The organism is Micromonospora sp. NPDC047753 (genome assembly GCF_040642735.1).
Taxonomy (GTDB): Bacteria; Actinomycetota; Actinomycetes; order Mycobacteriales; family Micromonosporaceae; genus Micromonospora.
This window is the reverse complement of sequence record NZ_JBEYSL010000854.1, coordinates 1-1,390: the sequence shown is the minus strand read 5'-3', so window position 1 is coordinate 1,390 and position 1,390 is coordinate 1. Positions and strand designations below refer to the sequence as shown.

2 protein-coding genes are annotated in these 1,390 nt (G+C 68.8%); both read left to right on the top strand.

Going from position 1 to position 1,390, the window contains the following annotated elements; translation table 11 throughout:
- Nucleotides 1-144: 144 nt before the first annotated feature.
- Complete coding sequence (locus ABZ749_RS35215; RefSeq protein ID WP_357235743.1) at nt 145-876, top strand: SEC-C domain-containing protein; 732 nt, start codon at nt 145-147, stop codon at nt 874-876.
- 80 nt (nt 877-956) lie between these two features.
- Nucleotides 957-1,390: hypothetical protein (locus ABZ749_RS35210; RefSeq protein WP_357235740.1), on the top strand; the 434-nt coding region annotated here is incomplete at its 3' end.

Sequence of the window (1,390 nt, the reverse complement as noted above, 5' to 3'; positions counted from 1 at the left end):
TGCTGGCCCGCCCCAAGGTAGCTGGTGATCGTGGTGCTGGTGACGGCCCCGACGCTGGCGCTGAAGACGATGTCGCCGAACTCCTGGTAGTACGCCACCCGCGCCATCGCCGAGCAGCCGGACGACAACGCGTACGCCCGAGCGGTGCGCGGCGGTCTGCTGCTGCGCCTCGACCGCTCGGACGAGGGCATGGCCGAACTGACCGCCCTGCGTCCGCTGCTGGAAACCGACCCCGCAGCCACGTACCTGATCGACGAGCTGGCCGAGTCCGGCCACACCGACACGGCGTTGGAGTGGCTCACCGGGGCGCTCGACGCGATCCTGGAACGGACCCGCACCCAGCAGCACGCGTCCGAGGACGCCCAGGACGAGGCCGCGGCCATGATCTACGGCCTGGCCCAGCGGCGGCACGACCTCCGCGAAGAGGCAGGCCTACCCCACGACGAGTACGACAACCTCGCCGACCGGCTGCGCGCCGCGAGCACCCACGCGCTCGACGCCGTCGACGGCGGCCCGGCGACGCTGCTCTTCTGGCCGCAGGCGGAATTCGACGCCCTGCTGGTGCGCTGGCCGGCGCTGGCCGACAGCCACCCGCCCACCTGGGACGAGCACCGCGCCCAACTCGAACGCGCCCTCGTCGACGCGTCCGGGATGGGCGGCGCCGACCTGGGCGTAGTCGTCGGCACCGTCGACGGCCTGGCGGCCTTCGCCGAACGCACCGGCAGCGACCCCACCGACGAGGAAACCCTCGACGAGTACGCCGACAGCCTCGACGAGGCCGGCATGACCGCCTGGCCACCCGGCCGCAACGACACCTGCTGGTGCGGCTCCGGGGCCAAGTACAAGAAGTGCTGCCTGCCGCGCTCACGCGCCTGACCGTTCCCTCGCTTTACCCCACCTGCCACCATCGACCCGTTCGTAGCTGTCGCTATCGGTCGGAGTCTTAGATGTGGGGCTTGGGCGACGTCTTGGCCGCGTGGTTCGCGGGTAGGCCCACGGAGAACCTGGAGCTTTTCGGTCAGGACATGATCTTCTGGGGTCGCCTGGGCAAGTCGATGCTCTATCTGGCCGGGCTCACCGTCGTTCTGGACCTGCCAGACCCGAAAAAGCTACAACAGTGGGGGCGTCGGACGATTGAGCGCGCTGACGTGCCGTTGGCCAGGACGCGTCGCAAGCGCGAAGTTCGTCGGCTACTGAAGCTTCAGGCCGTCGTTCTCGAAGACGTCGTATGGACAACCACGATCGTCTCGCCCGGCCAGGCACTCGCTTACGTGCGCCTTGTCAACAAACCTCCGGATGCCGTTCCCGTGGGCCTCAACGTGGCACTTCCCACCTACCGCGACTTCCACAGTCAGGTCATGACCGCGATTCCCGATGCGCACACCTGCGG